This is a genomic window from Streptomyces sp. NPDC020731 (genome assembly GCF_044334705.1).
Lineage (GTDB): Bacteria > Actinomycetota > Actinomycetes > Streptomycetales > Streptomycetaceae > Streptomyces.
Genome location: NZ_JBIRTN010000004.1, coordinates 208194 through 231411, shown reverse-complemented (window position 1 = coordinate 231411; position 23218 = coordinate 208194). Strand labels below are relative to the sequence as shown.

Annotated in this window: 24 protein-coding genes; 15 read left to right on the top strand and 9 right to left on the bottom strand. The window is 72.3% G+C overall.

Annotation, left to right across the window (positions count from 1 at the left end):
- Positions 1 to 34: 34 nt before the first annotated feature.
- From ACH4VX_RS08100 to ACH4VX_RS08075, 6 genes are all read left to right on the top strand, one after another.
- Positions 35 to 457, top strand: a complete 423-nt coding sequence (locus tag ACH4VX_RS08100) for a hypothetical protein (protein ID WP_398366523.1) — start codon at positions 35 to 37, stop codon at positions 455 to 457.
- Positions 454 to 711 carry a hypothetical protein gene (locus tag ACH4VX_RS08095; protein ID WP_398366522.1) on the top strand — a complete coding sequence of 86 codons (258 nt, stop codon included), beginning with the start codon at positions 454 to 456 and terminating at the stop codon, positions 709 to 711. Before ACH4VX_RS08100 ends, ACH4VX_RS08095 begins: the two co-directional genes overlap by 4 nt.
- 326 nt (positions 712 to 1037) lie before the next feature.
- Positions 1038 to 1235 (top strand): DUF397 domain-containing protein, encoded by a 198-nt coding sequence (locus tag ACH4VX_RS08090; RefSeq protein ID WP_398366521.1) that lies wholly within the window; start codon positions 1038 to 1040, stop codon positions 1233 to 1235.
- Positions 1236 to 1429: 194 nt separating this feature from the next.
- A complete protein-coding gene (locus tag ACH4VX_RS08085) occupies positions 1430 to 3280 on the top strand; it encodes an FUSC family protein (RefSeq protein WP_398366520.1) in 1851 nt (616 codons plus the stop codon).
- A gap of 4 nt (positions 3281 to 3284) precedes the next feature.
- The gene (locus tag ACH4VX_RS08080; RefSeq protein WP_398366519.1) at positions 3285 to 4649 is read left to right on the top strand and encodes an amidohydrolase; all 1365 of its coding nucleotides are present in this window, start codon (positions 3285 to 3287) and stop codon (positions 4647 to 4649) included.
- A gap of 204 nt (positions 4650 to 4853) precedes the next feature.
- A complete protein-coding gene (locus ACH4VX_RS08075) occupies positions 4854 to 5036 on the top strand; it encodes a hypothetical protein (protein ID WP_398366518.1) in 183 nt (60 codons plus the stop codon).
- 20 nt (positions 5037 to 5056) lie between these two features.
- Here the strand turns inward: ACH4VX_RS08075 and ACH4VX_RS08070 are convergent, their stop codons facing one another.
- Positions 5057 to 5509 carry a hypothetical protein gene (locus ACH4VX_RS08070; protein ID WP_398366517.1) on the bottom strand — a complete coding sequence of 151 codons (453 nt, stop codon included), beginning with the start codon at positions 5507 to 5509 and terminating at the stop codon, positions 5057 to 5059.
- Positions 5506 to 6174, bottom strand: coding sequence for an ATP-binding protein (locus ACH4VX_RS08065; protein WP_398366516.1), 669 nt, complete (start codon positions 6172 to 6174; stop codon positions 5506 to 5508). Before ACH4VX_RS08065 ends, ACH4VX_RS08070 begins: the two co-directional genes overlap by 4 nt.
- Positions 6175 to 6406: 232 nt before the next feature.
- On the opposite strand from ACH4VX_RS08065, the gene ACH4VX_RS08060 reads away from it, so the two are divergent.
- The 3 genes from ACH4VX_RS08060 to ACH4VX_RS08050 all read left to right on the top strand — a co-directional run bounded on the left by ACH4VX_RS08060 (position 6407) and on the right by ACH4VX_RS08050 (position 8444).
- Positions 6407 to 7267 (top strand): helix-turn-helix transcriptional regulator, encoded by an 861-nt coding sequence (locus tag ACH4VX_RS08060; protein WP_398366515.1) that lies wholly within the window; start codon positions 6407 to 6409, stop codon positions 7265 to 7267.
- Positions 7268 to 7552 (top strand): DUF397 domain-containing protein, encoded by a 285-nt coding sequence (locus tag ACH4VX_RS08055; protein WP_398366514.1) that lies wholly within the window; start codon positions 7268 to 7270, stop codon positions 7550 to 7552.
- 88 nt (positions 7553 to 7640) lie between these two features.
- Entirely contained in the window at positions 7641 to 8444 is an 804-nt protein-coding gene (locus ACH4VX_RS08050) for an SAM-dependent methyltransferase (RefSeq protein ID WP_398366513.1), read from the top strand.
- A gap of 366 nt (positions 8445 to 8810) precedes the next feature.
- Here the strand turns inward: ACH4VX_RS08050 and ACH4VX_RS08045 are convergent, their stop codons facing one another.
- Together ACH4VX_RS08045 and ACH4VX_RS08040 are read right to left on the bottom strand one after the other, a co-directional pair.
- Complete coding sequence (locus ACH4VX_RS08045; RefSeq protein WP_398366512.1) at positions 8811 to 10301, bottom strand: glutamate synthase subunit beta; 1491 nt, start codon at positions 10299 to 10301, stop codon at positions 8811 to 8813.
- A 131-nt stretch (positions 10302 to 10432) separates the two neighbouring features.
- Positions 10433 to 10912, bottom strand: coding sequence for a DUF1772 domain-containing protein (locus tag ACH4VX_RS08040; protein WP_398366511.1), 480 nt, complete (start codon positions 10910 to 10912; stop codon positions 10433 to 10435).
- Positions 10913 to 11132: 220 nt separating this feature from the next.
- On the opposite strand from ACH4VX_RS08040, the gene ACH4VX_RS08035 reads away from it, so the two are divergent.
- The gene (locus ACH4VX_RS08035; protein ID WP_398366510.1) at positions 11133 to 11765 is read left to right on the top strand and encodes a uridine kinase; all 633 of its coding nucleotides are present in this window, start codon (positions 11133 to 11135) and stop codon (positions 11763 to 11765) included.
- A gap of 135 nt (positions 11766 to 11900) precedes the next feature.
- Here the strand turns inward: ACH4VX_RS08035 and ACH4VX_RS08030 are convergent, their stop codons facing one another.
- The 3 genes from ACH4VX_RS08030 to ACH4VX_RS08020 form a co-directional block, all read right to left on the bottom strand.
- Positions 11901 to 13028 (bottom strand): magnesium and cobalt transport protein CorA, encoded by a 1128-nt coding sequence (locus tag ACH4VX_RS08030; RefSeq protein ID WP_398366509.1) that lies wholly within the window; start codon positions 13026 to 13028, stop codon positions 11901 to 11903.
- A gap of 163 nt (positions 13029 to 13191) precedes the next feature.
- On the bottom strand, positions 13192 to 14124 hold the full coding sequence (locus ACH4VX_RS08025) for a carbohydrate kinase family protein (protein ID WP_398366663.1): 933 nt from the start codon (positions 14122 to 14124) through the stop codon (positions 13192 to 13194).
- Positions 14106 to 15017, bottom strand: coding sequence for a pseudouridine-5'-phosphate glycosidase (locus tag ACH4VX_RS08020; protein ID WP_398366508.1), 912 nt, complete (start codon positions 15015 to 15017; stop codon positions 14106 to 14108). The genes ACH4VX_RS08025 and ACH4VX_RS08020 overlap by 19 nt, the downstream gene beginning before the upstream one ends.
- 101 nt (positions 15018 to 15118) lie before the next feature.
- Between ACH4VX_RS08020 and ACH4VX_RS08015 the strand changes: the two genes are divergently transcribed.
- On the top strand, positions 15119 to 15547 hold the full coding sequence (locus ACH4VX_RS08015; RefSeq protein ID WP_398366507.1) for a VOC family protein: 429 nt from the start codon (positions 15119 to 15121) through the stop codon (positions 15545 to 15547).
- Between the two features lie 36 nt (positions 15548 to 15583).
- On the opposite strand, the gene ACH4VX_RS08010 is transcribed toward ACH4VX_RS08015, so the two are convergent.
- Positions 15584 to 16138: a methylated-DNA--[protein]-cysteine S-methyltransferase gene (locus tag ACH4VX_RS08010; RefSeq protein WP_398366506.1), complete on the bottom strand. Its 555-nt coding sequence runs from the start codon at positions 16136 to 16138 to the stop codon at positions 15584 to 15586.
- Between the two features lie 34 nt (positions 16139 to 16172).
- Positions 16173 to 17045, bottom strand: a complete 873-nt coding sequence (locus tag ACH4VX_RS08005; protein ID WP_398366505.1) for a glycerophosphodiester phosphodiesterase — start codon at positions 17043 to 17045, stop codon at positions 16173 to 16175.
- Positions 17046 to 17323: 278 nt separating this feature from the next.
- Here ACH4VX_RS08005 and ACH4VX_RS08000 point away from each other — a divergent pair, with 278 nt between their 5' ends.
- The 4 genes from ACH4VX_RS08000 to ACH4VX_RS07985 all read left to right on the top strand — a co-directional run bounded on the left by ACH4VX_RS08000 (position 17324) and on the right by ACH4VX_RS07985 (position 23145).
- Entirely contained in the window at positions 17324 to 18187 is an 864-nt protein-coding gene (locus tag ACH4VX_RS08000) for an MHYT domain-containing protein (protein WP_398366504.1), read from the top strand.
- Between the two features lie 40 nt (positions 18188 to 18227).
- The gene (gene uvrB / locus ACH4VX_RS07995) at positions 18228 to 20357 is read left to right on the top strand and encodes an excinuclease ABC subunit UvrB (protein WP_398366503.1); all 2130 of its coding nucleotides are present in this window, start codon (positions 18228 to 18230) and stop codon (positions 20355 to 20357) included.
- Positions 20358 to 20493: 136 nt separating this feature from the next.
- On the top strand, positions 20494 to 21072 hold the full coding sequence (locus ACH4VX_RS07990; RefSeq protein WP_398366502.1) for a TerD family protein: 579 nt from the start codon (positions 20494 to 20496) through the stop codon (positions 21070 to 21072).
- A gap of 66 nt (positions 21073 to 21138) precedes the next feature.
- Positions 21139 to 23145: a TerD family protein gene (locus ACH4VX_RS07985; RefSeq protein WP_398366501.1), complete on the top strand. Its 2007-nt coding sequence runs from the start codon at positions 21139 to 21141 to the stop codon at positions 23143 to 23145.
- Positions 23146 to 23218: the final 73 nt, after the last annotated feature.

Below are 23218 nucleotides of genomic sequence, written 5' to 3'. Positions count from 1 at the left end.
TGAGAGCATCGTTGCGGGAGTTTCGGGGGCTGCGATGGATCCCTGTCTGCTCACACTGGCCGGTACGGCCGGGACATCCCTGGTGGGACTGCTCGTCGCCGAGGGGTGGCAGCAGACGCGGGACGGGGTGGTGACCGTCTGGCACCGGTTCCGTCCGGCGGCTGCCGAGGAGGTCGAGCGGGAGCTGGAGGCGTCCCGTACCGCCGCGCTCGACGCGGGCGGGGGTGACGGGCCCGGTCCCGCCGGGCGGCTGGAGGGCCAGTGGGTCGGGCGGTTCGCCGCGCTGCTCGGTGAGTACCCGGAGGCCGCCGAGGAGTTGCGGGAGCTGGTGGAGGAGTGGCAGCGGCGGTCGGCCGGCGGTCAGGAGGTCCGCGGTGACGTGCGCATGGAGGCACGGGCCGAGGGCAACGGCCGCGTCTACCAGGCGGGCCGGGACCAGCACATCACCGGGCGATGAGAGAACCCGACCAGCCCGAGACGTGGGGCCACGCCTCGGGCAACGGACAGGTGTACCAGTCCCGCGCCAACCAGTACATCACCCACATCCACGTCACCGAGGCCCGCAGCCAGACCGCCCACGAGGCGCGCCGGCGGGCCGATGTCGTCGTCCAGGTGCTGACACGTGCGGTGGGGGAGTGGACGGCCCGCTGCCAGGAGCTGGAGGAACGGGTGTGGGGGAGTGCCGTGGCGTCCCTGGTGGGCCTGGGGTAGGCGCGTGCGGGTCCGAGGGGGCGCGGCACTCCGCCCACACGGTCTTGCCGGGGCCCGCGGGGCGGGGCGCAACGCCCCGGTCGTCCGTGAGGGCGCCCCCCAGGAGCAGGCCCCGGCCCGACTCGCCGTCCGGGGCCGGTGTTCCGGCGGCCGGCCGCCGCTCCGCGCGGGTGTCCATGACCTCGATCCGCAGCGTGCCGTCCCCGTCCTCGGTGAGGCGGACGTGGAAGGGTCCGGGAACTTGAGGCTGTGTACGGGAGTCTCCGAGCGCAGGCGCTCACACCGGCTGAATCGCTCTCGCTGATCGAGAAGCTGTTGGGAGAGGGATGAGCGGGGACAAGGCCAGTTTCGAGTGGTTCGAGAGCAGTCACAGCGCCGGGGGTGGCGGAGAGTGCGTTGAGGTGGCAACCGGGAGTGGCGCCCTGTTCGTGCGCGACTCGAAGCACACGGCCGGCCCCATGGTCAGCCTGACGCCGGAGGCACGGACGGAGTTCCTCGGGTTCGCCGCCCGGCACACCGCGTAGAGCGCCGCGGTGCCCCGTGACCGCCGACCGAGGTCACGGGGCGCCGGACCGCTTCCGTCCGTATCGTCACATCCCGGAAACGCGGCCGTTCGCTCCCCTTCCATCCCACCGATTACCGTGGAAGGCACGTTTCCCCCGCCCGGTCGCCGTCGCCCGCGAGCTCGTTCCGTTTCCGATGCGACGACTGGAGCCCCGTGACCCGTGCCGTACCCCCGTGGCTGGCCCACGCCCTGCGCGCCCAGCGCGGACCGGTCCCGTGGAGCGCGGTCACCCGGGGTGCGCTGGGCGGCGGGCCGCTGCTGCTCGCGGCCGTCCTCGCCGGGCGGCCCACGCTCGGGGTCGTCGCAGCCATCGGTGCCATGTTCGCCGGGATCAACGACCGGCCGGGCAGCCGTCGCGCCTCCGTCGGACGGATCGGCGGGCCCGCGCTCGCGGGGGCGGCCGGGCTGGTCGTGGGGACGTGCGCCGGGGACCATGTCTCCACCGTCCTGCTCACCCTGCTGCTGACCGGGCTCGGTCTGGCCGCCGGCGCGGTCAGCGCGCTCGGGCCCGTCGGCTCCTCCGTCGGCACCCAGCTGCTGGTCGGGGCCTCCGTCGGCGCCGGGATGCCGCTGCCCGAACCGGGCTGGCAGCGGGCCCTCGCCTTCCTCGTCGGCGCGGCCTGGCTGCTCCTGCTGCGGCTCGCGTTGCCCACGCCCGGCTCGTTCGCCGTAGGTGTCCGGTTCGACGGGGAACGGAACGCCGTCGCCGGGGTGTACGACGCCGTCGCCGCGCTGCTCGACGCCACCGGAACGGAGTCGGCCCTCGCACGGCGCGCCGCACTCACCGCCGCCCTCGACCACGCACAGGACGCGCTCGCCGGCCCCCGGCTGCGGCGCTACGCCTCCTCCTCCGCCGAACGCCGGCTGCACGCCCAGTACGGAGCCGCCCTCCCGCTCGCCGAGGCCGCCACCGCGCTCGCCTGGGCCGGGGACCCCGTACCGGCCCGCGCCGCCGAAGGACCCCGGCGCCTGGCCACCGCCGTACGCGGCAACGCCCCCACCGGCCCGCTGCCCGCCCCCTCCCGGACCGTCCCCGCGCTGCGCGCCCTCGACGACGCCCTCCTGCGCGCCGCCGAGGCATTCGACCGGGGCGACGGCGGCGGCCTGCACAGCCGCAGGCGTTCCCGGACCGCCGGGGCGCGGACCGTCCTCGGCGCCCGGGGCCGGGAGTACGGGCTGCGGGTCGCCCTCTGCTTCGGGGTGAGCGCCGCCCTCGCCCAGGCCCTGCACCACACCCGCTGGTACGGGCAGCACGAACACTGGTACTGGCTGCCCGCCACCGCCGTCTTCCTGGTCAAACCCGACCTCGGACCGCTTGCCTCCCGCGTCCTGTCCCGGGCCGCCGGAACCGTCCTCGGGGCGCTCCTGTTCGCCGGGTTCGCAGCCGTGCTGCCCCGCCCGGAGGGACTCGTCGCGCTGGTCGCGGTCAGCGGCGCGCTGATCCCCGTCGCCGCCCGGCACTTCGCCGCGCAGACCGCCGTCGTCACCGTGCTCGTCCTCGCCCTGGTGATGGCCGGCGGCGAACCCCAGGCATCCCTCCCCCGCATCGGCGAAACCCTGCTGGCCTGCGCCGTCGTACTCGTCGCAGGCCACCTCCCGCTGCCGGGACAGCGCGGCGGCGCCGCCATCCGCGCCCGGCTCACCGAAGCGGCCGGCGCCGCCCAGACGTACCTCGACCACGTGCTCGGCGAGTCCGGCGACCGCGCCGCCCGCTGGGCGCTGCGCCGCGAGGCCTACCGCGCCCTCGCCGAGGCCCGCGCCGCCATCGCCCTCGCCTCCGCGGAACTCCCCCCGCTCGCCCGGCACGCCGACGGCACCGACGAGATCGCCGCCACCCTCGAACTGCTCGTCGACACCGTCACCGCCTGCGCCGTCCACCTCGACGACACCGGCCGCACCGACCCCGCGCACGTCCGGCGGCTGACCGAACTCGCGGACCGCCTGGAAACCCGGGGGGAAGCCACGGTCCGGCTCACCCCGGGCCACGACCGCGTCGTACGGTGACGGGATGACGCCCACCGCCACGGAGAGTCCGGCTGACCTCGTCATCACCGGATGCACCGTCCTCACGCACGACGACCGGGAACGGATCGGGTTCACGCAGGACGCGGCCATCGTCGTACGCGGCGGGGCCGTGGCGGAGGTGACCAGCGCGGAGGCGGTCGCGGGGCGGGCGGCCGGTGAGTGGATCGACGCCCGGGGGCAGGTCGCGCTGCCCGGGCTGATCAACTGCCACACCCACGCCCCCATGGTCGCCCTGCGCGGTCTCGCCGAGGACCTGCCGACCGAGGAGTGGTTCAACGACGTCATCTGGCCGGTCGAGTCCAATCTCACCGGGCGGGACGTCGCACTGGGGGCGCGGCTCGCCTGCGCCGAGATGATCCGCGGCGGCGTCACCTGCTTCGCCGACCACTACTTCGCCATGGACGCGGTCGCCGCCGTCGTCGCCGAGTGCGGGATGCGGGCACTGCTGGGGGAGACGTTCTTCTCCTCGCAGGGGGCCGAGGGGCGGGAGCGGTCACTGGAGTTCGCGCTGCGGCACCGGGGGGCCGCCGACGGCCGCGTCACCACCGCCCTCGCCCCGCACGCCCCCTACACCGTCGACGACACCGACCTGGCCGCCACCGCGCGGCTGGCCCGGGACCACGGGCTGCCCGTGCACCTGCACGCCGCCGAGAACCGCGACCAGACCGAGGCCGGTCTCGCCCGGCACGGCGTCACCCCCATCGAGGTCCTGCACCGCACCGGCATCCTCGACACCGACGTGCTCATCGCCCACGGCACCGGCATCGTCGACAGCGACCTGCCACTGCTGGAGCGCGCGGACGGCCGTACGGCGGTGGCCACCGCGCCCCGCGGCTACCTCAAGTTCGCCTGGCCCCACACCACCCCCGTACGCGCCCTGCGCGACATCGGCGTCCCGGTCGGACTCGCCACCGACGGCGCCGCCTCCAACAACTCCCTCGACGTGTGGGAGTCGATGGCGCTCACCTCCCTGGTCCAGAAGTCCACCGAGGGCGACCCCCGGTGGCTGACCTCCCGGCAGGCCCTGCACCACGCCACCCTGCAGAGCGCCCGCGCGGTCGGCCTCGGTGGCAGCGTCGGGAGCATCGCGCCGGGCCGCCGCGCCGACATCGTCCTCGTCGACCTCACCGGCCCGCACACCCAGCCCGTGCACGATCTCGCCGCGACCCTGGTGCACAGCGCCCGCGCCGCCGACGTCCGTACGACGGTCGTGGACGGCCGGATCCTCATGCGGGACCGGGAGCTGCTCACGATCGACGTGCCGGAGGTGGTGCGCGAGCTGGGGGAGCGGTTGCCCGCGCTGGTCGACCGGAGTCATGGGCGGCGGATTCAGGAGTACGACACCTGACGCGATCCGCACGGTCGGTCCGGTCGGTACGACAAGTGCGACAACTGATACGGAGAGTGACCGGCTGGTGCGATCGGCCGAGACTCCGATCACACTTGGCGGTGAACGGGTGTCAACTACGTCTCAGTACCGTCACTGAGCAAGGCGTTCACCCCATGGTTGGCGTTTAACTCTACGAGTACAACGCAGCATGGAGGTGGCAGGGTGAACGGGCGAACGGTGCTCGAACGCTTTCCCGCAGGTGGACCGCGTGGCTCATGGCCCGCGGAGGAGTTCGCCCACGCGCGCCGCCTGGAGGGTCTGCCCGCCGAGGTTGTCATGGACCTCGCGACCGACATGTTCCTGGTGATCGTCCGGGCGGACGGCGGGGGCGGCGTTACGGCGTAGCGGGGGCCGGGGGTGCGCGGTTACGCGGTGACGGGACGTGACCAGGTGGGGGTCGTGTCCGTCAGGCGGCACAGGGCGAGATAGAGCGGTATCGGCGGCGTGTAGGGGAGCGTGCCGTCGGGGCGGTGGATCAGACCGGGGAGGTCCGGGGCGCCGGGGGCGTCCGAGGGGCCGGGGAGGACCGCGCCGGTGGCGTAGTGCGCGGGGGCCGGCCACTCCAGGGCGTAGTCGGAATCGGACGGGACCAGCCACCACCAGTGCGCGTCATCGGCGTACACGCAGCCCACGCGGGGCAGCCGGGGCATCACCAGCGGTCCGAAGCGTGCCGGGACCGCCACGGCGTCGCAGCCCATGGGCGCGGTCATGCCGTCGGGGACGGGGAGCCGCCGGGGGGCGGCGGAGGTGTGCCGTCCGCGCTGGATCCGCACCAGCGAGTCCAGGCTCAGCACACGGGTGCCGGGTATGCCTGTCATGCCCGGCCCCGGGGGGTGCGCTGGTGCGGGGGGAGCGGCGGATTGTGGGCCTGGTTCCGCGTCGGGCCGTGGGACCGGTCCGGTCCGTTGACGGTGTCGTCGTCCGGGGTGCCGGGCGGGCCCGGCTTCGGGCGGGCGCCCCAGCCCAGGTCGTCGGTCGGCTCCGCGGGATCGTGGCCGGTGTCCGCCGTGCGGGGGAGGTCGGCCCAGACCAGCAGTCCGGGGCCGTTCTCGTGCGCGCCCCACGAGTGACACAGGGCGTCGACGAGAAGCAGTCCCCTCCCGTGCTCGTCCTCCGGCTGCTGCCGGGTGTTCGCCCGCGGCTGGTCCGGCGCGCACCCCTCGTCACGCACGGCTATGCGCACCAGCTCGCCACCGTCGTGCAGCTCGCAGACTATGTGGCTGCTCGCCGTGTGCACGATGGCGTTGGTGACCAGTTCGGAGACGACCAGTTCCGCCGTGTCGCAGGTGTCCTCGCACACCGACCAGCCGGTCAGCCGTGTCCTCGTCAGGCGTCTGGCCTGAGCCGGGGACCCCGGATGAGCGGCCAGTTCGAAACGGAACCGGCGCTCGGCGGCGGACCCCGAGGGGTCGGCCGCCGAGGCGGCGCCGAGGCCGATGGACCCTGCGGCGGCGTCTGTTCCTAAGGGCGCGGACGGAATCACGCTTGCCACTATCGCCCCGCCGTGAACACTTGGCAAGTGTCACTCTGAAAAATGCAGAGTGTGGTGTGACGGTCTGGACGGGCGTGGCACACTGCTCGCAACAACACCTCGCGCGGCGCCAGTTGGGATCCCCGAAGATTTGTTCGAATGCAAGTTCGGATGAGATGGATCTTCGGGCGGGTCTTCGAGTGGCGCCGCCGAGCTGTCAGCTTTTGTTCGAGGGAGGTGGAGTGTGAGCGAACCCCGGTCCGCGCCGACGGTCGGACAGGTCGTCCTCGGCCGACGCCTGCTGGACCTGCGGGAACGCGCGGGACTCAAGCGCGAGGAAGCGGCCCGCATCCTCCGTGTCGCCCCCGCCACCGTCCGCCGCATGGAGATGGCCGAGGTCGCCCTCAAGATCCCGTATCTCCAGCTCCTGCTGAAGGCGTACGGCGTCTCCGACGAGGAGGCCGAGGGCTTCGTGCAGCTGGCGGAGGACGCCAACCGGCCCGGCTGGTGGCAGCGCTTCCACGACATCCTGCCCGGCTGGTTCTCGATGTACGTCAGCCTGGAGGGCGCGGCCTCCCTCATCCGCAGCTACGAACCCCACTTCGTCCCCGGACTGCTCCAGACCGAGGACTACGCACGCGGTGTGCTGCGCTCCGGGGCCGTCGGGCAGACCCGGCCCGAGGACATGGAGCGCCACGTCGACCTGCGCATGCAACGGCAGGAACTGCTCACCCGCAAGGACGCGCCCCGGATGTGGGTCGTGATGGACGAGACCGCGCTCCGCCGCCCGGTCGGCGGCCCGGAGGTGATGCGTGCACAGATCGACAAGTTGCTCGAGGCCACGAAGCTGTCCAATGTGACGCTGCAGATCGCGACGTTCGCCGGTGGTCCCCATCCCGGCACGTACGGGCCGTTCGTGCTGTTCCGATTCGCCATGCCCGAACTGCCGGACATGGTCTACAGCGAGTACCTGACCGGCGCCGTCTATCTGGACGCGCGTGCCGAGGTGGCGACCCACCTCGAGGTCATGGACCGCATGGCGGCTCAGGCCGCTACGGCACATCGCACGAAGGAGATCCTCCGGGATCTCCGCAAGGAGCTGTGAATGGAACTCATGAAGCCCCTGAAATCGCTTCCCCACCCGCGGGTGCGCACCGGAAGGATCTACAACGGCATGCCCGCGCGGGAACTGGGCAGCGAGGGCTGGCACAAGCCGTGGAGCGGCGGCAACGGAGGGAACTGCCTGGAGGCGATGAAGCTCGAGGACGGCCGGATCGCCGTACGTCAGTCCACCGACCCGGACGGGCCGGCGCTCATCTACACCTCCGCCGAGATGACGGCCTTCATCGAAGGAGCCAAGGCGGGAGAGGCGGATTTCCTGCTGTCCTGAGCCCTCTTGCCCGTTCTACCTTTGTGTTCCCCTCTGAACTTGGCACCGACTTGATCACTAACAGTTGCAGAGACTTATGGAGTCCGTCATGACCGGGCAGCACCCCGTGGAGATCGACACGAGCAGGCCGCACCCCGCGCGGATGTACGACTGGTACCTCGGAGGCAAGGACAACTATCCGGTCGACGAGGCCATGGGGCGGCAGATGCTGGCCCTCGACCCCCGGGTGCCGGTGATGGCACGGGTGAACCGCGCGTTCATGCAGCGGGCCACGCGCTGGCTGGCCGGGAAGGGAGTACGGCAGTTCCTCGACGTCGGCACCGGCATTCCCACCGAGCCCAACCTGCACCAGGTGGCTCAGGAGGTCGTGCCCGACGCCCGCGTCGTGTACTGCGACAACGACCCCATCGTGCTCGCCCACGCGGCGGCCCTGCTGCGCGGTACGGACGAGGGGGTGACCGAGTACCTCCAGGCCGATGTGCGCGAACCGGACGCCATCCTGGAGGGCGCGCGGAAGATCCTCGACTTCGACGAGCCGATCGCGCTCTCGCTCATCGCGCTGCTGCACTTCGTCTCCGACGAGGACGGGGCGCACGAACTGGTCGGGCGACTGCTGGACGCGCTGCCCTCGGACAGCTACCTGGTCGTCACCCACGCGACGTCCGACTTCACTCCGGAGGAGTCGAAGGCGGCCACGGAGAAGCTCAAGGCGGCGGGTGTCACCCTGGCGCTCCGCTCCCGTGAGGAGTTCACCCGCTTCTTCGACGGCCTGGACCTCGTCGAACCGGGCGTCCAGGTCCCCCACCACTGGCACCCGGAACTGGGCGCGCCGATCCCCGGCCAGGACGACGACGTCATCCCGGGCTACGGCGCGGTGGCCCACAAACCGTAACCCCCGGGAGTGGTGGGCCCCAGGCCCTGCGTTCCGGCACCACTCCCACAACGACGGCGGCCCGCTGTGCCCGACACAGCGGGCCGCCGCCGTTCCCGCGGGCGGGCCGCACCGCCCCGCCGTTCCCGCGGGCGGCCGTGCCTCCTCCAGTGCCTCAAGAGCATGGGAGGTACCCCCCGGGGTGATGGGGGTCTCCCGCTCGAGCGCAGCCGGGAGTGGGGGAGGGTGGGCCGGGGTGCTCCCTCCGGGGGAGACACCCCGCAAGCGCCGGGCTGCGCGAACCCGCCCCCGGCCCACCGCAACACAGGGCCCGCAACGCGCGGGGTTGCGCAGGTCCATCCCCGGCCGGCGCCAGGTACCGCAGGGTCACACCGTCATCGGACGGTCGTACGGAGCGACCGGTGCCGGCAGGCGACTGGGCGCGCCGGTCAGGTAGTGGTCGACCGCCGCCGCGACCGCCCGCCCCTCGGCGATGGCCCACACGATCAGGGACTGGCCACGAGCCGCATCCCCGGCGGCGAACACGCCCGGCACATTCGTGGCGAAGCCCGAGTCCCGCGCGACCGTGCCACGGGGCGACAGCGCCACCCCCAGCCGGGCAACCAGCCCGTCCCCCCGATCCGGCCCGGAGAACCCGAGCGCGAGCAGCACAAGATCCGCCGACAGCACCCGCCCGGTCCCCGGCACGGCCCGACGCCCGGCGTCCACCTCGACCAGGTGCAGCGCATCCACCCGCCCGTCCCCGTCGCCGGTGAAGCGCAGTGTGGACGCCGCGAACACCCGCGCGTCCGCGTCCGCCGCCGGCGCCGTTCGCAACATCCCGGCCTCCTCGTGCGCCGCGGACAGCCGGTACAGCTTCGGATACGTCGGCCACGGCTCGGCGTCCTCGTCACGCTCGGAGCCCGGCTGGGCATAGATGTCGAGCTGGGTGACCGACGCGGCCCCCTCCCGCACCGCCGTCCCCAGACAGTCCGCCCCCGTGTCACCGCCACCGACGATGACGACATGCCGCCCCGCGGCCGACAGCGGCGACGACTCCAGGTCCCCCTCGCACACCCGGTTCGCGAGCGGCAGATACTCCATCGCCTGATGGATCCCCACCAGTTCGCGCCCCGGCACGGCAAGCTCCCGCCACGCCGTCGCCCCCGTCGCGAGCACCACCGCGTCATACCGCGCCCGCAGCTCCGCCGCGTCCACATCCCGCCCGACCGTCGTGGAGGTACGGAACTTCGTCCCCTCGGCCCGCATCTGCTCCACCCGCCGTTCCAGATGCCGCTTCTCCATCTTGAACTCGGGGATGCCGTACCGCATCAGCCCGCCGATCCGGTCGTCCCGCTCGTACACGGCGACCGTGTGCCCCGCACGGGTCAGCTGCTGGGCCGCGGCCAGTCCGGTCGGGCCCGAGCCGATGACCGCGACCGTCCGCCCGGAGAGCCGCTCCGGCGGTGCCGACGGGGCGAAACCCTCCTCCCAGGCCCGGTCGGCGATGGCGCACTCGACGTTCTTGATGGTGACCGCCGGCTGGTTGATGGCGAGCACACAGCCCGCCTCGCAGGGCGCCGGACACAACCGGCCGGTGAACTCCGGGAAGTTGTTGGTGGCGTGCAACCGTTCCGCCGCCGCCCGCCAGTCCTCCCGCGAGACCAGGTCGTTCCACTCGGGGATGAGATTGCCCAGCGGGCAGGCCTGGTGGCAGAACGGCACACCGCAGTCCATGCAGCGGTCGGCCTGCGGACCGACGATGGGCAGCAGCGCCCCGGGGACGTACACCTCGTTCCAGTCGCGGACCCGTTCCTCGACGGGCCGGCGCGGCCATTCCTCGCGGGGCGTGGTCAGGAAACCCTTGGGATCGGCCATGGCCGTGTTCCTTGCGTGCGCGGGTGACAGGCCGTGCGTCGTCGGGCGGCGCTCCTCCGGCCACGATACGTCCGCTCACCCGCCCCCGCAGAGCACCGGGCCAGCGCTTTCCCCGGGGCCGGCCGAGCCCTTCAGACGAGCGCCAGGAGGTACGCCACCGCCGCCCCGGCCGAGGCGAGCGCGCGGACGTGGTTCCACATCGTCCACTCGCGCACATAGACCGGCCAGTACGCGACCGCCTCCGGGCCGCCCGGTTCGAGCCGGGCCAGCGCCTCGTTGCGCGGTATGTTCGCGACCACGGTCAGCCCGAACGACCCGACCAGGTACAGGACGCCGCCCACCAGCAGCTCGACCGTCCCCTCGTCCGGCCACAGCACGAACGTCACCACCGTGATCACCGCGCACAGCATCGCCGTACCGAGGAACAGCAGCATGAAGGCCGGACGCACCGCCGCCACGTTGACCGCCTGCATCGCGGCCACCCCCTGTGCCGGCGGCAGCGCCGCGAGCCCTCTCATCACGAACGTCGAGAAGGCACAGAAGACCCCGGCCGTCAGCCCGGTCCCGAGCACACCCAGCACCGTCAGCACGAAGTACGGCCCGTCGATCATGTCGTCACCCCCGTTCTCGGCCGGGACCCTTCCCGGCCGCCACCGTCACCACCAGTGCACGCGATCCTTGGCACCCCCGGCCATGGTCCAGGAGCGCGGACGCATGCGTGAACGTCCAGGGGCGTCGAACGCCCCGGGCGTCACCCGGTCCGCCGGGCGCCGGACCCGTGCCGCCAGGAGACCCGCGCGGCCGGCCGGGCCGTCGGCGCATCATGGCCGTGTGCGACTCGAAGCGATCACCTGGGACCGGCTCGGCGACCTCCTCGCCGAGCGCCTGCTGGAGCTGAGGACGGCCGACGACGGACCCTGGCCGCGGGTCGCCTTCGACGGCGCCCCCGCCGCGCGTCCGGGAGACCTCGCCGAGCGGGTCGCCGAGGCGCTGCGGATACACGGCCGGCCCTCCCTGGTCGTCGGTACCGGGGGCTTCCTGCGGCCCGCCTCCGTCCGGCTCGAGTACGGCCACCAGGACCTGGAGTCCTACTACGGCGGCTGGTACGACACCGGCGCCCTCTGGCGCGAGGTGTTCGGCCCCCTCGAACCCGGCGGGAGCGGGCGCGTCCTGCCCGACCTGTGGGACCCCGTCACCGACCGCGCCACCCGCAGCCCCTATGTCCGACTTCCTCCCGGCGGCGTGCTGTTGCTGCACGGACCCCTTCTCCTGCGCCACTGGTTCCCCTTCGACCTGAGCGTCCACGTCCTCCTCTCCCCGGGCGCCCTGCGCCGTCGTACCGCCGAGGCCGAGCACTGGACCCTCCCCGCCTTCGAGCGTTACGAGCAGGAGACCGACCCCGCAGGCACGGCCGACGTACTGGTACGGGCCGACGACCCCCGCCATCCGGCCTGGAGCGGCTGACTCTCGTCTCCCGCGCCGGGAACGTCCGCGCCGGGAACGTCCGCGCCGGGAACGTCCGCGCCGGGAACGTCCGCGCCGGGAACGTCCGCGCCGGGAACGTCCGCGCCGGGACGACCTCTTTGCGGAGGGCCGGTCTCAGAGCCAGCGACTGCGCCGGAACGCCCGGTACAGCAGCAGGCACGCCACGGATATCACCCCGATGACCGTGCCGTAGCCGTACCGCCAGTGCAGCTCCGGCATGTGGTCGAAGTTCATGCCGTACATGCCGCAGACCATCGTCGGCACCGCCACGATCGCCGCCCAGGCGGTGATCTTGCGCATGTCCTCGTTCTGCGCGACCGTGACCTGCGCCAGATGGGCCTGGAGGATGGAGTTCAGCAGCTCGTCGAAGGCGGCTATCTGCTCCTTCGCCCGCGACAGATGGTCCGAGACGTCACGGAAGTACGCCTGTATCTCCGGGGCGACCACCCGGATCGGCCGTGTGGCGAGCTCCTCCAGCGGCCGGCCCAGCGGCACCACCGCCCGCTTCAGCTCGAGGAGTTCGCGCTTGAGCTGGTAGATGCGGCCCGGATCGACCCGCGCGCCGTGCTCCGCGAACACATCCGTCTCCACCTGGTCCATGTCCTCCTGGACCGAGTCGATGACGGTCAGATAGTCGTCGACCACATGGTCCGCGATCGCGTGCAGCACCGTGGACGGGCCCTGGGCGAGCTGCTCGGGATCGGACTCCAGGCCCTCGCGCAGCGGTCCCAGCGAGCCGTGCCGGCCGTGCCGCACCGTGACCACGAAGTCCTGACCGAGGAACACCATGATCTCGCCGGTGTCCACCACCTCGCTGTTCGCGGTGAGTTCCTCGTGCTCGACGTAGCAGACCGTCTTGAACACGGCGAACAGCGTCTCCCCGTACCGCTCCAGCTTGGGTCGCTGGTGGGCCTCGACCGCGTCCTCCACCGCCAGCGGGTGCAGGTCGAACAGCTCCGCGATACCGGCGAACTCCCGGGTGGTCGGCTCGTGCAGCCCCAGCCAGACGAAACCCTCCCCGCTCTTGCGTACCTGCCTCACCGCGTCCACCAGGTCCCCGCGCGCGCCGGTGCGATGACCGTCCCGGTACGTCACGCAGTTGACCACCGAGGAGCCCAGCGGGGAGCGGGCCGGATGGCTCAGGTCCACCCGGGGCCGCCGCCGGGCCAGCCGCGCCACCCGGCGCAGTCCGCCGGCCCTGCCGAGGCCCGCGACCTTCCGCAGATTCCCTGCCATGGACATCCGGCTCTCCTTGCGTGGTGCCCCCGCGCCGTCCTGCTTCACGCGCTCCGGCTCGCCAGTCTGCCAGTCCTGGACGAGTCGTGTGCGAGCCTGTGGGCAGGGGACATTCCGCTTTGTTCCCCCCTGTGGAAAAAGGGAGTTCGCCCGTCGCGACACCCGTTCGTCAGGCGGGTGCCGGCGGGCGGCCCCCTATGTGTTCCACCGCCTGCGCGCCCGCCCGGCAGCCCTCCTTCGCCGCCTGCTCCGGGCCGGCTCCCGCGAGCAGGGCCGCGAGGAACGCGCCCGTGAACGCGTCCCCGGCACCCGTGGTGTCCCGGGGCGCCGCCGGTACGGCCGGAACGCGGGCGTACACCTGCCCGGACCGGGCGAGCAACGCGCCCTCGGCACCCTGCTTGGCCACCACCAGCGGGACGTGCCGGCTCAGCCGCGCCGCGGCGTCCGCGACATCGGACGCCCCCGTGAGCAGGCACGCCTCGTCACGACTGGGCAGCAGGACGTCCACGCCCTCGACCAGCGACAGGAACCGGTCGGGGCCCAGCCGCACGAGGAACCCCGTCGACGCCGGATCCAGACTCACCGGCACCCCACGGGCCCGCGCCGCCTTCAACGCCACCGCGGCCAAGGCCCTGCCCGGCTCGGTGAACAGCAGGTAGCCCGACAGATGCAGCCGCGCCACCCCGTCCAGCAACGCGTCCGACCAGTCACCGGGTTCCAGCCGCAGCGACGCGCCGCTGTCGGTGAGGAACGTCCGCTCGGCCGCCGCGCCCTCGTCGACCAGGCAGATCACCGTCCCCGTCGGCACCTGTCCGTCCACGACCAGCAGCGGACGGACCCCGCAGGCGGTCAGCTCCCGCTCGTGCCAGTCCGCCGCGTCCTCGCCCACCCGCCCGAGCAGCCGCACCTCCGTACCGTCCCGACGCGCCGCCCAGCAGGCCACGTTGGCACCCGCGCCGCCCGGCACCGTCCGGATCGCCGCCGCCGTGTCCGTCCCCGGCGCGAGCGGTCCCCGGTGCCGGGCGACCACGTCCGTGATCACATCGCCGACGACCAGCAGTGCCCCGCCCCGCACGGCGCCCGTCACTCCCCGGCGGCCCAGGACGCCGCGACCCGCGCGGCCAGGCGTACGTTGCCCCGGACCGCCGCCAGGTTCGCGGCGAGGGACGCACCGTCGGTGCGGCGGACCAGATGGTCGAGCAGGAACGGTGTGACCGCCTGGCCGGTGACACCTTCCGTCTCGCACGCGTGCAGAGCCTCGTCGAGCACCCGCGCGTGCAGCCCGGGATCCAACTGCTCCGCCTCGGGCACCGGGTTGGCCACGATCAGCGCCGACCCGGGTCCGCCCAGCGCGTCCTGCGCCCGCATGACCTCCGCGACCTGCGCCGGAGTGTCCAGCCGCCAGTCCACGGGATGCCCCGAGTCGGACAGATAGAAGCCGGGGAAGCGGTCCGTGCCGTACCCGGCGACCGCCACCCCCAGCGTCTCCAGCCGCTGCAGGGTCGCGGGCACGTCCAGGATCGACTTCACGCCCGCGCACACCACGGTGATCCGCGTCCGCGCCAGCAGACCGAGGTCGGCCGACTCGTCCTGGGTCGCCGTCCACTGCCGGTGCACGCCGCCGAGCCCCCCGGTGGCGAACACCCGTATGCCCGCGAGCGCCGCCAGCAGGGCCGTGGCCGACACCGTGGTCGCCCCGCTCGCCCCGGCGGCCACCGCGAGCGGCAGATCACGATGGCCCAGCTTGCGGATGCCGTCCTCGTTGGCGACCCGCTCCAACTGCTCCTTGTCCAGGCCGACCCGGGGCCGCCCGTCCAGCACGGCGATCGTCGCCGGTACCGCGCCCTCCTGCCGTACGGCCGCCTCCAGCTCCAGAGCCACCTGGAGATTGCGCGGCCGGGGCAGCCCGTGGGCGATGATCGTGGACTCCAGGGCCACCACCGGGCGGCCTGCGGCGATCGCCTCCCGTACCTCTTCGGACACCATGAGCACCACGCGTCTGCCTCCTGTCTGCCGGTTCTCCCTCATCTCTGGCGGGCCGGACACCGGGCCAAACCCCTTGCGTGCCGTCACCGATGTCGCGGAGGCTGGGGGCCATGACGGACAACACGACCCGCCTCGACCACATCGTCCTGTGGGTGAACGATCCCATCGCCGCCGCCGGTTTCTACGAGAAGGCCGTGGGCCTGGAGCCCGTCAGGCTCACCGACTACTCCGCCGGTGAGGCGCCGTTTCCCTCGGTGCGGGTCAATGAGGAGACGATCCTCGATCTCATGCCGCGGGCGAAAGCGGAACGCATGGGCATGGTTCCCGGCGCCGCGGAGAGCTCGGGGCATCCCGTCAACCACGTTTGTCTGTCCCTGCCCGCCGACGACTTCGACGCCCTCCGCGGCCGCCTGGAGGAGAGCTCCGTACCGGTGTCGGACGTCTCGCGCGATTCCTTCGGGGCGCGTGGCCAGGCCAGGCGCAGCTTCTACTTCCGCGACCCGGACGGCAACGTCTTCGAGGCCCGCCACTACGACTGACCGAAGCGGCTGCGGGCGGACCCGGGCCGGGGCGGATCAGAACAGTGGCTCGGGGAGGATGCCTTCCAGAGCGAGCAGGCGACGCTTCGTCTCCAGGCCGCCGCCGAACCCGCCGAGGCCCCCGCCGCTCTCCACCACCCGGTGGCACGGCACGACCACCGGCAACGGATTCGCGCCCATCGCCATGCCCACGGCCTGGGCCGCGCCGGGCTGGCCGACCCGCCGGGCCAGATCGCCGTACCCGACGACCGAGCCGAACGGCACCCCGGCGGCCAGCTCCCGCAGCACCTCGCGGTTGAAGCCCGAGATCAGCGACCAGTCCAGCGGCAGCTCGAAGCCCCGCCGCTCACCCGCGAAGTACGCCTCGACCTGACCTGTCGCCTCGGCCAGCAGCGGGGAGCCGGGCTCCTCGACGGGCTCGGTGCCGAGCCGCGACGCCAGCCGCTCCAGCGCACCGTCGCGCACCTCGTTGGTGGCGTGGAACACGACGTTGACCAGGCCCTCCCGGGTCGCGGCCAGCAGCAGCGGGCCGATGCCGGTGCCGACGACGACCCACACCACCCGCTGCTCGTACTGCCCATGGCTGTCCATGGGCACCACCGTACGGCCCGCCACCGACAACGCCTCAGCCGCGCACCGCGTCCCGCACCACGTCGGGCCTGTTGGTGATGATCCCGTCGACCCCGGACCCGGCGACCCGGCGGGCGGCGGCCGCGTCGTTCACGGTCCAGGTGCACACCTCCAGCGGCTTGCCGTGTGCCCCCTTGAAGGCGTGCACGGCGGCGACGTAACCGGCGGAGAGGGAACCGTACGAGGGGTTGATCTGGTCGGTGAAGGCCGCGTAGGCGGGCAGGTCCGACACGGGCGGCGTCCCGAGGAAGCCCGTCCTCACCGCGGGCCGCAGATCGTGGACCGTCCGTACGCTGTCCGCGCTGAAGCTCTGCACGATCAGCCGGTCCCGCGCATGCCGGCGGTCCAGCCAGCCCTCGTTGTCCAGCACCTTGACGATCTGCTGCTCCACACCGGGATACAGCTGAGGGTTCTTGATCTCCAGCAGCAGCTTCTGGTGGTGCCGCTCGACGCGGTGCACGAACTGCTCCAGTGTCGGCACGCGCGCGCCCGCGTACGTGGAGCCGAACCAGCTGCCCGCGTCCAACCGGGCGATCTCCGCGGCGGTGAAGTCCTTCACCTTCCACGGAGCCCGGCCGGGGAAGACCTCCTCGACGTCGGTGGTGCGCCGGAGGCTGTCGTCGTGCAGGACGACGAGTTCACCGTCCCTGGTGCGCTGGACGTCGTTCTCCACCCAGTCGACGCCGAGCGCGGCGGCCCGGTCGACGGCCGCCAGGGTGTTCTCGGGCGCGTACGCGGACGCGCCCCGATGGGCTATCACCAGGGGGCGCGCGGAGTTCTCCGCGGCTCGCGCGGGGGAGAGCGGGAGCAGGAGGGCGGCGGTGCCCAGGAGTGCGGTGGTCGAGGCGGCGACAGCGCGTGCGTGCATGCGGACTCCTCGCGTCGGACGATCACAGTGAGCTCAACTGTGACAGCAGAGGGTCGACGCGAGACGGGCGCGGGACGGCCGCGGATTGAACGGTGCTGCCCGAACTGCGCACACTGATGCCACACACCTGGGGCAAGGACGTGTTTCTTTGCCGGAAAGTCGTTCGACCATTCCGGTGGGGTCATACTCTCTGCGTCATCCCTGGCCGCCGTCACGGCGCTGGGAGGGGGGTCATATCGGGACGTTGCGGAATACACGGTCGGGAAGGGCAGCCGCGCATGCAAGGCACGGTCGACGGATTCAGCTACGGCCTGGTCACACCGCTGGTGGCCTTCCTCATGGCCTGTCTCGGCGGCGCCCTGGGCCTGCGCTGCACCACCAGGGCCATCAGGGTGTCCCGCTCCTGGCGCCCCGGCTGGCTCGCCCTGGGGGCCGCGACCATCGGCTCCGGCATATGGACGATGCACTTCGTCGCGATGACGGGCTTCACCATCGAGGGCACGCCGATCCACTACGACCGGCTGATCACGTTCGCGAGTCTGGCCGTCGCCATCGTCATGGTGGGCATCGGGATCTTCATCGTCGGCTACAAGGGCGCCTCCGGAACGGCCCTGTTCACCGGAGGCACCATCACCGGCCTCGGCATAGCCTCGATGCACTATCTCGGCATGGCCGGGATGAACCTCGACGGACACCTGGAGTACAACGTCCTCACGGTCGCCGCGTCCGTGGTCATCGCCATGGCCGCCGCCAGCGCCGCCCTGTGGGCGGCCGGACAGGTGCGGGGCTTCCTGTGGAGCGTGGGCGCCAGCGTCGTCATGGGGCTCGCGGTCACCGGGATGCACTACACCGGCATGGCCGCACTCGAGGTGCACGTCCACGGCACGGCCGAGCCCGCCGCGGGGGAGCCCGCGGCCGCCCTGCTCTGGCCGATGCTGGTCGGCCCGCTCGCCTTCCTCGTCCTCGCGGGCGTCGTGGTGATCTTCGACCCGCTGATGGTCGCCGGCGGGTCCGCCACGCCCCCCGCCGAGCACAAGCCCGGCGTCCCCGCCCACTCCCCGGCCCACCACGCCCCGGCACGCTCCCGGCTGCGGGCCCGAGGCCCCGTGGAACACCGCTCCCGGACCCCGCAGAAACGCTGATCCGGACTCGTTGTCAGTGGGGGGCCGTACGGTGGATGGCATGCGGCCCGTTTCCCAGATCGAACGCACGGTGGCGCCCTTCGAGGTCGTCAGTCCCTACCAGCCGAGCGGTGACCAGCCGACGGCCATCGCCGACCTCGCCCGGCGCATCGAAGCAGGTGAGAAGGACGTCGTCCTGCTCGGCGCGACCGGCACCGGCAAGTCCGCCACCACCGCGTGGATGATCGAGAAGCTCCAGCGCCCCACCCTGGTGATGGCGCCGAACAAGACCCTGGCCGCCCAGCTGGCCAACGAGTTCCGCGAACTGCTGCCGAACAACGCCGTCGAGTACTTCGTCTCGTACTACGACTACTACCAGCCCGAGGCGTACGTCCCGCAGTCGGACACCTACATCGAGAAGGACTCCTCGGTCAACGAGGAGGTCGAGCGGCTGCGCCACTCCGCGACCAACTCGCTGCTCACCCGCCGTGACGTCATCGTGGTCGCCTCCGTCTCCTGCATCTACGGCCTGGGCACCCCGCAGGAGTACGTGGACCGCATGGTCCCCCTCCGCGTCGGCGACGAGTTCGACCGGGACGAGCTGCTGCGCCGCTTCGTGGACATCCAGTACACGCGCAACGACATGGCCTTCAGCCGCGGCACCTTCCGTGTCCGCGGCGACACCATCGAGATCTTCCCGGTCTACGAGGAGCTCGCCGTCCGCATCGAGATGTTCGGCGACGAGATCGAGGCGCTGTCCACGCTCCACCCGCTCACCGGCGAGATCATCAGCGACGACCAGCAGTTGTACGTCTTCCCGGCCTCCCACTACGTCGCGGGCCCCGAGCGGCTGGAGCGCGCGGTCAACGACATCGAGAAGGAGCTCGGTGAGCGCCTGGCCGAGCTGGAGAAGCAGGGCAAGCTCCTGGAGGCCCAGCGCCTGCGCATGCGCACCACGTACGACATCGAGATGCTCCGCCAGATCGGCTCCTGCTCCGGCGTGGAGAACTACTCGATGCACTTCGACGGCCGCTCTCCCGGCTCCGCGCCGAACACCCTGCTGGACTACTTCCCGGACGACTTCCTCCTCGTCATCGACGAGTCGCACGTCACCGTCCCGCAGATCGGCGCCATGTACGAGGGCGACGCCTCCCGCAAGCGCACCCTCGTCGACCACGGCTTCCGGCTCCCCTCCGCCCTGGACAACCGGCCGCTGAAGTGGGAGGAGTTCCAGAAGCGCATCGGGCAGGCCGTCTACCTGTCGGCCACCCCCGGCCAGTACGAGCTCTCCCGCGCGGACGGCGCCGTCGAACAGATCATCCGCCCCACCGGCCTCGTCGACCCCGAGGTCGTGGTCAAGCCCACCGAGGGCCAGATCGACGACCTGGTGCACGAGATCCGCACGCGCGTGGAGAAGGACGAACGCGTCCTGGTCACCACGCTCACCAAGAAGATGGCCGAGGACCTCACCGACTACTTCCTGGAGCTCGGCATCCAGGTCCGCTATCTGCACAGCGACGTCGACACCCTGCGCCGGGTCGAGCTGCTGCGGGAGCTGCGCAGCGGTGAGTACGACGTCCTCGTCGGCATCAACCTGCTGCGTGAGGGCCTCGACCTGCCCGAGGTGTCCCTGGTGGCGATCCTCGACGCCGACAAGGAGGGCTTCCTGCGGTCGGGCACCTCCCTGATCCAGACCATCGGCCGCGCGGCGCGCAATGTCTCCGGCCAGGTCCACATGTACGCCGACAGGATCACCCCGTCGATGGAGAAGGCCATCGACGAGACCAACCGCCGCCGGGAGAAGCAGGTCGCGTACAACCGGGCGAACGGCATCGACCCGCAGCCCCTGCGCAAGAAGATCAACGACATCGTCGCCCAGATCGCCCGCGAGGACATCGACACCGAGCAGCTGCTCGGTTCGGGTTACCGCCAGGCCAAGAAGGACGGCGGCGCCAAGGCGCCCGTGCCCTCCCTGGGCACCAAGGCGGCCAAGGGCGCCCGGGGCAAGGCCGCCGGGACCGTGCCGACCGACCGTCCCGCCGCCGAACTCGCCGAGCAGATCGAGGAACTCACCACGCGGATGCGGGCCGCCGCGGCGAACCTGCAGTTCGAGATCGCGGCCCGGCTGCGCGACGAGGTCTCCGAGATGAAGAAGGAACTGCGGCAGATGCGGGAGGCCGGCCTGTCCTGACGGCCGCGCACGCGATGTGTTGCAAGAACGACACAAAGTGTGGACCTGGGTACGTCACTGTCAGTGCCCCTGCGTAGGGTTCTGGTCAACCGCGATTGCGCGGCAACAGGGGACAGTTCGAGAGGGGAATCAGCGCGTGACCGTCAACATGACCAAGGGTCAGGCCATCAGCCTGCAGAAGGACGACGGCGGCAGCCTGACCGCGGTACGCATGGGTCTCGGCTGGCAGGCGGCCCCCCGTCGCGGCCTGTTCGGCTCGCGTACCCGGGAGATCGACCTGGATGCCTCGGCCGTCCTGTTCGCGGACAAGCAGCCGGTCGACGTCGTCTTCTTCCGCCACCTGGTGAGCGACGACGGCTCCGTGCGCCACACCGGTGACAACCTCGTCGGCGGTGTCGGCCAGGGCGGCGACGACGAGGCCATCCTCGTCGACCTCTCGCGCGTCCCGGTCCACATCGACCAGATCGTCTTCACCGTGAACTCCTTCACGGGCCAGACCTTCCAGGAGGTGCAGAACGCGTTCTGCCGCCTCGTCGACGAGACCAACGGCCAGGAGCTCGCCCGCTACACGCTGGCCGGCGGTGGCGCCTACACGGCCCAGCTCATGGCGAAGGTGCACCGCACGGGCACGGGCTGGACGATGACGGCCCTCGGCAACCCGGCCAACGGCCGTACCTTCCAGGACCTGATGCCGGCGATCCTGCCGGTTCTCTAGTCACCGGGCCGGGCCGGCGACGCGCGGCACACGACACATCACACGCGACACGGGGGGACGAAGGCGATGACGGCCGAGCTGGTGCGGGGACAGAACCACCCGCTCTCCCAGTCCCGTCTGGAGATCCGGATCTCGGCCGGCGCGCCGGTCGTGGCCGTGGCCGCGCTCGGCGACGAGAACGGCCGGATCCACGGAGTGGAGTGGGTGGCCCACCCGGGCACACCCACCCAGCCCGGCCTGGAGGTGTCGCGTCAGGCGGCCGCCGACCACCGTCTCGCGGTGGACCTGGACGCCATGACGGACGCGGTGCACCGCGTCAGTGTGCTGCTCGCCCTGCCCGCCCCGGGCGGCGGCCCGGGGCCCTCCCGGTTCGGTGCCGTGGCGGCCCCCTTCGTCGCCGTCACCGGCCTGGACGGCAGCGAGATCGCCAGCTACACCATCACGGGTCTGGAGGCCGAGTCGGCCGTCACCGCGCTGGAGCTCTACCGGCGGCAGGGCGCCTGGAAGGTGCGCGCCGTCGGCCAGGGCTACGCGGGCGGCCTGGCCGACCTCCTCACCGACCAGGGCCTGCCCGAGGCCGTACAGCTCGCGGGCACCATCAACGAGGCGGTCGCGCGGGGCCTCGCCCGCTCCGTCCAGGCACCCCCGCCCCGCCCGGCCGACGGCGACCGCTCCCGTCAGCCGGCCGCCCCCGCGGTCGGCCCCGACCAGGGCGGCACCGCACCGCAGGGCGCCCCCGGCCCCGTACCGCCGTCGTACGGCGGGCAGCCGGCCGGCGGGCCGGGACAGACCGGACCGCAGCCGGCGTACGGCGGAGCCGGTGGCGTGGACCCGTCCGCCACCGCCGGCGGCCCGATCAACTACAGCCACCCCGGCCGGCGGAACTCCGCCCCGCCGCCGCCCCCGCCCACCGCTCCGCCGGCGCAGCCAGGACAGCCCGCGCAGCCCGTCGCGGGGGACGCGACCGGCTGGTCCATGGAGGAGCGGCTCTACAACCAGGTCTGGGGCATGTTCGAGGACCTGGCCCGCACCACCGCCGCCTACCGCAGCGCCGTCGACTTCGCCGAGTCCCGCATGGACAAGGAGCTGGAGCAGGCCCTGTCCGATCCGCGCAGCCGGATCGGCGGTCAGGGCGACGTCGCGCGCGAGGCCGCCCGGGCCCGGCACGCACAGCTCGTCGACCAGGCGCGAGAAGTCCTCGACCGGGACCTCGCCCAGCTCGTCGCCGAGGCCGGCGTCGTCGAACCCGCACTGCCCCCGGCCTTCGCCCGCTGGGACAACCCCGCCTGGCACGCCTACCGGGTGCCGATGGAGATACCCATGGCAGTGCGCCTGGGCGACCTGCGGCTGCCCGAGGCCGACCGGATCCGCATCCCGATGCTGCTCCGGCTGCCGCTGGAGCGCGGTCTGTGGATCGACAGCGGACGGGCCGACTCGCTCGACGGGTCGTTCACCGACCCCCACGACATGAGGCGCCTCGCCATGGAGACGGCGGTGGCGCACGCGGCCCGGCTGCTCGCCGTCTACCCGGCGGGCGAGTTCACCGTGCACGTCATCGACCCGGCCGGATCCGGGGCACAGTCGCTGGCACCACTGACGCGGACCGGTGTGCTGGCGGCCCCGCCCGCCCAGGGTGCCGCAGGTGTGACGAAGGTGCTGGGCCGGCTCACGCAGCGGGTCGACCTGGTGCAGATGGCGCTGCGCGGAGGTGCCCCGGACGCGCTGCCTCCCGGGTTCGACACCTCCCAGCAACTGCTGATCGTCAACGACTTCCCGCACGGCTTCGACGACCGGGCCGTGAACCAGTTGCGCTACCTCGCCGACGAGGGCCCGTCCGTCGGGGTCCACCTGATGATGGTCGCCGACCGCGAGGAGTCCGCGGCCTACGGTCCGCTCCTCGATCCGCTGTGGCGTTCGCTGCTGCGACTGACTCCCGTGCCCGACGACCATCTGGCCGACCCGTGGGTCGGACACGCCTGGACGTACGAGCCGCCGCTCGTGCCGCCGGGCAGCCAGGTCCTCACCCAGGTCCTCACCCAGGTCGCGGCGGCCCGCCGCTCATGGGACAAGTGACGTCCCCGCGCCTTTGACCAAGCACACGTAAAGCCCCTCCACCTGCGGCTTTGTATCTTTCTTTACTCTCCCC

Bases quoted from the DNA above. Each gene is read 5' to 3' on its own strand.
- ACH4VX_RS08100 (WP_398366523.1), top strand. From the start codon at position 35: ATGGATCCCTGTCTGCTCACACTGGCCGGTACGGCCGGGACATCCCTG.
- ACH4VX_RS08095 (WP_398366522.1), top strand. From the start codon at position 454: ATGAGAGAACCCGACCAGCCCGAGACGTGGGGCCACGCCTCGGGCAAC.
- ACH4VX_RS08090 (WP_398366521.1), top strand. From the start codon at position 1,038: ATGAGCGGGGACAAGGCCAGTTTCGAGTGGTTCGAGAGCAGTCACAGC.
- ACH4VX_RS08080 (WP_398366519.1), top strand. From the start codon at position 3,285: ATGACGCCCACCGCCACGGAGAGTCCGGCTGACCTCGTCATCACCGGA.
- ACH4VX_RS08070 (WP_398366517.1), bottom strand. From the start codon at position 5,509: ATGACAGGCATACCCGGCACCCGTGTGCTGAGCCTGGACTCGCTGGTG.
- ACH4VX_RS08055 (WP_398366514.1), top strand. From the start codon at position 7,268: ATGGAACTCATGAAGCCCCTGAAATCGCTTCCCCACCCGCGGGTGCGC.
- ACH4VX_RS08050 (WP_398366513.1), top strand. From the start codon at position 7,641: ATGACCGGGCAGCACCCCGTGGAGATCGACACGAGCAGGCCGCACCCC.
- ACH4VX_RS08045 (WP_398366512.1), bottom strand. From the start codon at position 10,301: ATGGCCGATCCCAAGGGTTTCCTGACCACGCCCCGCGAGGAATGGCCG.
- ACH4VX_RS08040 (WP_398366511.1), bottom strand. From the start codon at position 10,912: ATGATCGACGGGCCGTACTTCGTGCTGACGGTGCTGGGTGTGCTCGGG.
- ACH4VX_RS08030 (WP_398366509.1), bottom strand. From the start codon at position 13,028: ATGTCCATGGCAGGGAATCTGCGGAAGGTCGCGGGCCTCGGCAGGGCC.
- ACH4VX_RS08015 (WP_398366507.1), top strand. From the start codon at position 15,119: ATGACGGACAACACGACCCGCCTCGACCACATCGTCCTGTGGGTGAAC.
- ACH4VX_RS08010 (WP_398366506.1), bottom strand. From the start codon at position 16,138: ATGGACAGCCATGGGCAGTACGAGCAGCGGGTGGTGTGGGTCGTCGTC.
- ACH4VX_RS08005 (WP_398366505.1), bottom strand. From the start codon at position 17,045: ATGCACGCACGCGCTGTCGCCGCCTCGACCACCGCACTCCTGGGCACC.
- ACH4VX_RS08000 (WP_398366504.1), top strand. From the start codon at position 17,324: ATGCAAGGCACGGTCGACGGATTCAGCTACGGCCTGGTCACACCGCTG.
- uvrB (WP_398366503.1), top strand. From the start codon at position 18,228: ATGCGGCCCGTTTCCCAGATCGAACGCACGGTGGCGCCCTTCGAGGTC.
- ACH4VX_RS07985 (WP_398366501.1), top strand. From the start codon at position 21,139: ATGACGGCCGAGCTGGTGCGGGGACAGAACCACCCGCTCTCCCAGTCC.